Below are 6,289 nucleotides of genomic sequence, written 5' to 3' on the forward strand. Positions count from 1 at the left end.
ACCCACCAGGCGGGCCCGGAGGCGGCCCTGACCCTGAGGGCGGTCACTGACCGCTTTCGTCGGGGTCGCCCTTGGCTGCTTCCGAGGAGAGGAAGGCTTCCGCCGCCGTCCCCAGGTCTTCGCCATCGGGAACGGCCTCGTCGGCCGTCAGGAGCAGCGAACGCCGTTCGGCCTCGGGCTCATGGGCGTCAAAACGCTTCTCGAAATTGGCGACCATCCGCTGGACGTCCGGGGCGTCGGCGACCTGCTCGGCGATCTGTCCTTCGACCTTCCGCGCCGCTTCGCGCAGATCGTCCGAGGGCAATCCCAGCCCCAGGGCGGCCCCCAGGAATTCCAGCGCAGCCACTGCTGCCTGGGGGTATTCCGAATCGGCCAGGTAATGCGGAATGTGCAGGTCGTACCCCACGACGTCGCGGCCATCCGCGTCCAGGCGCATTTCCACCAGATGGGCTGCCGCCGCGGGAATCTGGGCGGAGGGGTTCCACGTCGAGATGCCTTGCCCGAAATCGGGGCGGTTCCCGTGCACCGTGACTCCGATGCGCCGGGTGTGCGGTACGGGCAGGGGCGCCGCGCCGATCCCGGCAGCCAACGAGACATTCAGGCCACGGGCCAGCAACACGACGGCGGCGGCGAACCGCTCCCATTGGAAATCCGGTTCCGATCCGGTCAGGAAGAGGAAGTCGGTGCCCAGCCCATCCGTGAGCCGGTGCAGTTCGATCACGGGCGCCGCATAGTCGGTGAAATGGTCGGCGGCCAGGGAGATCTGCGGGCGTCGTTCGCGGTAGTTGACCAATTGGTCGGCATCGAAGGAGGCGATGAGCTCGGAATCGAGCTTACCCAGCAGTTCCCGACGGATTTGTTGACTGACCTGCCCTGCGTCGGCATGGCCCGCGAGGGAGACCAGCATGCCCAGTCCTTGGAGACGCACGTCATCGACGACCTCGTCGTCGTACCTGACGAGGGACAAGGGATCAAGCATGGTGTCTCCTTCCAGGGACTCGAGCATGCACCTTCCGGTTCAACACACGGGGCCTCGGATTCCTTCCCGGCCCGGGCACCATTCTATCGGTTGGACCCACCAGGTCGGCCCATCACGACGCCGGTGGACCCCGGCACCATCGGGCAGCGATACGATCAAGGGGAACGCAACATCTACTTCACATACCAACCGCAGCCCTGGTGGGCGGCTGCATTAAGGATCCCGACCCGTGATCAACGCCAGCGAATTGAAGCTGACCGCCGTTTCCCCCGACGTGCGGCGGGTGGCGGCCAACGCCGTCGTCATCGCCATCGCCCAGGGCAAGGACGGCCCCCGGCTGCTCGACGCACCCCTGCCGAAGGCAGAGGCCTCCGCCCTCCAGGACTCACTGCCCGCCCTGGGCGCCACCGGAGCGGCCGATGAAGTCCTCCGGCTCCCGGCCACCGGTTCGCTGAAGGCCGAAGTCCTGGTCCTGACCGGCGTCGGGACCGTCGAAGGCGAGACCCCCGAACCGGAGGCGCTGCGTCGCGCCGCCGGTGCGGCCGCCCGCCAGCTCAAGGGCCACGCCAAGGTGGTCTTCGCCCTACCGACCCCCACCGTCGAATCGGCCACGGCCGTCGCCGAAGGTGTCGCCCTGGGTGCCTACGCCTTCTCCAACCACCTCTCCAAGGCTCCGGAGAAGACGCCATTGACCGAGGGCATCATCGCCACCGCTGCGTCGGCCGATAAGACCCTGCCGGCCGCATTGCGCCGGGCCGCCATCGTCGGTCGCTCCGTGCGCGGCGTGCGCGATCTGGTCAACACCTCCCCCAGCGACCTCTTCCCCGAATCCTTCGCGACGGAGGCGCGCAGCGCCGTGAAGTCGCTGCCGATCAAGGTCACCGTCTACGACGAGAAGCGCCTGGAAAAGGACGGGTACGGCGGGATCATGGGCGTCGGCAAGGGCTCTTCGCGCCAGCCGCGCCTGGTCAAGCTGGAGTACTCCCCGGCCAAGGCCCGCCGCCACCTCGCCTTCGTCGGCAAGGGAATCACCTTCGACACCGGCGGCATCTCGTTGAAGCCGGCAGCGAACATGCACTTCATGAAGTCGGATATGGCCGGGGCAGCCACCGTGCTGGGAAGCATGCTCGCCATCGCCGAGCTCCAACTGCCGTTGCGCGCGACCGCCTGGCTCTGCCTGGCGGAGAACATGCCCGGCGGCCACGCCGCCCGTCCCGGCGACGTCTTCACCATGTTCGGCGGCAAGACCGTGGAGAACCTGAACACGGACGCCGAAGGTCGCCTGGTGATGGCCGACGGACTGGTGGCTGCCAGCGCCGAAAAGCCCGACGTCATCATCGACATCGCCACGCTCACCGGCGCACAGTTGATCTCGTTGGGTCGCCGCACCAGCGGCATCATGGGTGACAGCGGTGTCCGCGATGCACTGGTCAGTGCCGCAGGGACCTCCGGGGAATCCGCCTGGGGCATGCCCATGCCCGAAGAGCTCCGGGCCTCCCTGGATTCGACCGTCGCCGATCTGGCCAATGCCGGTGAACGCAACGGCGGGATGATGACCGCCGCCGCGTTCCTGCAGGAGTTCGTCGGTGAGGTCGATGGCCGGAAGATCCCCTGGGCACATATCGACATCGCCGGCCCCTCATATAACGACGTCGCCCCCTATGGTTACGTCCCCAAGAACGGGACCGGATCCGGTCTGCGCACCCTGGTCACCTACGCGGAGGCACTGGCAGCACGGTAGTTTCCGAAGCGGCGGTCCATGAGACCGGTCACCCACCCACGATCGGCCGGTCACGGTTTGTGGATGATCGGCCATGGTCCGCGCTAAGGTGAACCCTGAAAGAATAGTAGGCAGTGCCTCTCCGGCCCCGAGGTCGGACAGGCAGAACACATGGAACGAGCCCCCACACCGTGGGGCATGATCTCACTCGCGAGGGAGCGTCAACGTGGCCGAATCGGCAACAACGCAAGAATTCGATGTACTCATCCTTGGTGGCGGCAGCGCCGGCTACTCGGCCGCATTGCGCGCCATCCAGCTCGGCTTCACCGTCGGCCTGGTGGAAAAGGCAAAGCTCGGTGGCACGTGCCTGCACACCGGGTGCATCCCGACCAAGGCGTACCTGCACTCGGCCGAACTGGCCGACAACGCCCGCGAAGGCGCCAAGTACGGCATCAACACCACGTTGGATTCCATCGACATGGGCGCGGTCCGCCAGTACAAGGACGGCATCGTCGCCGGCAAGTACAAGGGACTGGCCGGCCTGCTGAAGATGAAGAAGGTCAACGTCATCGAGGGCAACGGCCGCCTGGTGTCCCAGGACACCATCGATGTGGACGGGGTCGCCTACAAGGGCAAGAACATCATCCTGGCCACCGGCTCCACCACCAAGACCATGGGGCTGGAGATCGGCGGCCGAGTGCTCACCAGCACCGAAGCGCTCGCCATGGAAACCCTGCCCCAGAGCGCCATCGTCCTCGGCGGCGGCGTCATCGGCGTGGAGTTCGCTTCCGTCTGGAAGTCCTTCGGCGTCGACGTCACCATCGTGGAGGGCCTGCCGTCGCTGGTCCCGAACGAGGATCCCTCGATCGTCAAGGGCCTGGAGCGTGCCTTCAAGAAGCGCGGCATCAAGTCCAAGACCGGCGTCTTCTTCGAGAAGGTCGAGCAGAACGACGACGGGGTCAAGGTCGCACTGGCCGACGGCACCGACCTCGAGGCGGACATCGTCCTGGTGGCCGTGGGCCGTGGCCCGGTCACCGAGGGCCTCGGCTTCGAGGAGCAGGGCCTGACCATGGATCGCGGCTTCGTCATCACCGACGAACGCCAGCACACCGGTGTCGGCAACATCTACGCCATCGGCGACATCGTTCCCGGTCTGCAGCTGGCCCACCGCGGCTACCAGCACGGGATCTTCGTGGCCGAGGAGATCGCCGGCAAGAACCCGGTCATCGTCGAGGACATCAACATCCCGAAGGTGACCTACTGCGAACCGGAAATTGCGTCCGTGGGCTACACCGAGCCCAAGGCCAAGGAAAAGTACGGCGACGACCAGGTCGAGATCCAGGAATACAACCTCGCCGGCAACGGCAAGTCCTCCATCCTGGGGACCGCGGGCATCATCAAGATGGTGCGCGTCAAGGACGGCCCGATCGTCGGTGTGCACGGCATCGGCAGCCGGATCGGCGAGCAGGTCGGCGAAGCGCAGCTGATCGTGAACTGGGAGGCCTACCCCGAGGACGTGGCCCAGCTGGTCCACGCACACCCGACCCAGAACGAGGCCATGGGCGAGACCGCCCTGGCCATGGCCGGGAAGCCACTTCACGGTTAAGCACGGGTATGACGTGCACGGTGGGCCGATCTTACGCGGGTCGGCCCACCGTGCACTAAGCTCGACGCAAGCCGAACACCGGCCGCTTCGCCCTCGTTGCCGGCCGTCCAAGTCAAGAGATATAGCTTTAGGAGAACGGGGACACCATGTCTGAAACCGTGAACTTGCCCGCACTCGGTGAGAGTGTCACCGAAGGCACTGTGACGCGCTGGCTCAAGCAGGTCGGCGATAGCGTCGAGGTCGACGAGCCACTACTGGAGGTCTCCACCGACAAGGTCGATACCGAGGTCCCCTCGCCGATCTCCGGTGTGATCGAAGAAATCCTCGTCCCCGAGGACGAGACGGCCGATGTCGGCGCCCCGCTGGTGCGCATCGGCGACGGATCCGGATCCGGATCCTCCGAAGAGGCACCGGCCGCCGAGGAAGCCCCGGCAGAAGAGGCCCCCGCCCAGGAGTCCGCTCCCGCAGCCGAGGAGTCCTCCTCCAGCGAGGCCCCCGCTGCTTCCGATGATTCCGGCGAACGGGCCGATGTCACGCTTCCCGCCCTCGGCGAAAGCGTCACCGAAGGCACCGTCACCCGCTGGCTCAAGCAGGTCGGCGACGAGGTCGAGGTCGACGAGCCGCTGCTCGAGGTCTCCACCGACAAGGTCGACACCGAGATTCCTTCACCCGTCGCCGGCACCCTGCTGGAGATCAAGGTGAACGAAGACGACACCGCCGAGGTCGGATCCGTGCTGGCCGTCATTGGTTCCGGGTCGGCTCCGGCCCAGGAGGCCCCGAAGGCCGAAGCGCCCAAGGAAGAAGCACCGAAGCAGGAAGCCCCGAAGGCCGAAGCGCCCAAGCAGGAGGCACCGAAGCAGGAAGCTCCGAAGGCCGAGGCCCCGAAGCCCGTTTCGACGCCGGCCCCCGCCGGAGGCAACGACGGCTACGTGACCCCGCTGGTCCGTCGTCTGGCTTCGCAGAACGAGATCAATCTGTCGACCGTCACCGGCACCGGTGTCGGCGGCCGCATCCGCAAGCAGGATGTCCTGGACGCCGTCGAGGCCAAGAAGTCCGCTGCTCCGGCAGCACCGACAGCCGGCTCGGGCTCCGCACCGAAGGCTCCTGCCGCCGTCGTCCCCTCCTCGCTGCGAGGGAAGACGGAGAAGGCACCCCGCATCCGCCAGGTCATCGCCCAGCGGATGCGCGAGTCGCTGGAGACGTCCACCCAGCTCACCCAGGTCCACGAGGTCGACATGACCCGCGTGGCCAAGTTGCGCACCTCGGCCAAGGCACAGTTCCAGGCCGTCAACGGCACCAAGCTGACGTACCTGCCCTTCATCGCCAAGGCCGTTGCCGAGGCGCTCAAGCAGCACCCGAAGCTCAACGCCGAATACGACGAGGGCAAACAGGAGATCACCTACCACGACGCCGAGCACCTGGCGATCGCAGTGGATACCGAAAAGGGTCTCCTCGTTCCCGTCATCAACAACGCCGGTGATCTGAACCTGGCCGGCGTTGCCAGCCGCATCGATGATGTCGCCAAGCGCACCCGCGACAACAAGATCGGCCCGGATGAGCTCTCCGGTGGCACGTTCTCGATCACCAACATCGGGTCGGTCGGCGCGTTGTTCGATACTCCGATCATCAACCAGCCGCAGGTGGCCATCCTCGGCACCGGAGCCATCGTCAAGCGTCCCATGGTCGTCACGGGCACCGATGGCGATGACACCATCGCCATCCGCCACATGATGTACCTGTCGCTGACCTACGACCACCGTCTAGTCGACGGCGCGGATGCCGGACGCTTCCTGCAGACGCTGCGCGCCCGGCTGGAAGAAGGCGCCTTCGAGGCCGACCTCGGTCTGTAGCAACGCCTCCCGGACCAGCACAGGGGTCCGGCGGTGAACGACGACGGCTGGTGCCCCTCCTCGGGAGGGACGCCAGCCGTCGTCGTTGATGCAGGAGTCCGCGGTTTCGACACGCTGTCGAAACCACCCCTAGA

At 66.4% G+C, this 6,289-nt stretch carries 4 protein-coding genes; 3 read left to right on the plus strand and 1 reads right to left on the minus strand.

All coding sequences use genetic code 11. The features are described 5' to 3' along the window. Positions 1-43: 43 nt before the first annotated feature. The gene (locus ACT3S6_RS04960; RefSeq protein WP_444554043.1) at positions 44-979 is read right to left on the minus strand and encodes a PAC2 family protein; all 936 of its coding nucleotides are present in this window, start codon (positions 977-979) and stop codon (positions 44-46) included. A gap of 229 nt (positions 980-1,208) precedes the next feature. Here ACT3S6_RS04960 and ACT3S6_RS04965 point away from each other — a divergent pair, with 229 nt between their 5' ends. From ACT3S6_RS04965 to sucB, 3 genes are all read left to right on the plus strand, one after another. Further along, positions 1,209-2,720 (plus strand): leucyl aminopeptidase, encoded by a 1,512-nt coding sequence (locus ACT3S6_RS04965; RefSeq protein WP_444554044.1) that lies wholly within the window; start codon positions 1,209-1,211, stop codon positions 2,718-2,720. A gap of 205 nt (positions 2,721-2,925) precedes the next feature. Then, positions 2,926-4,305 (plus strand): dihydrolipoyl dehydrogenase, encoded by a 1,380-nt coding sequence (gene lpdA, locus ACT3S6_RS04970; protein WP_444554045.1) that lies wholly within the window; start codon positions 2,926-2,928, stop codon positions 4,303-4,305. A gap of 146 nt (positions 4,306-4,451) precedes the next feature. Beyond that, a complete protein-coding gene (gene sucB, locus ACT3S6_RS04975; protein ID WP_444554046.1) occupies positions 4,452-6,155 on the plus strand; it encodes a 2-oxoglutarate dehydrogenase, E2 component, dihydrolipoamide succinyltransferase in 1,704 nt (567 codons plus the stop codon). The last annotated feature ends 134 nt before the right edge of the window (positions 6,156-6,289 follow it).

Source organism: Arthrobacter sp. AOP36-C1-22, assembly GCF_052377515.1.
Taxonomy (GTDB): domain Bacteria; phylum Actinomycetota; class Actinomycetes; order Actinomycetales; family Micrococcaceae; genus Arthrobacter_H.

Bases quoted from the DNA above. Each gene is read 5' to 3' on its own strand.
- sucB (WP_444554046.1), top strand. From the start codon at position 4,452: ATGTCTGAAACCGTGAACTTGCCCGCACTCGGTGAGAGTGTCACCGAA.
- ACT3S6_RS04960 (WP_444554043.1), bottom strand. From the start codon at position 979: ATGCTTGATCCCTTGTCCCTCGTCAGGTACGACGACGAGGTCGTCGAT.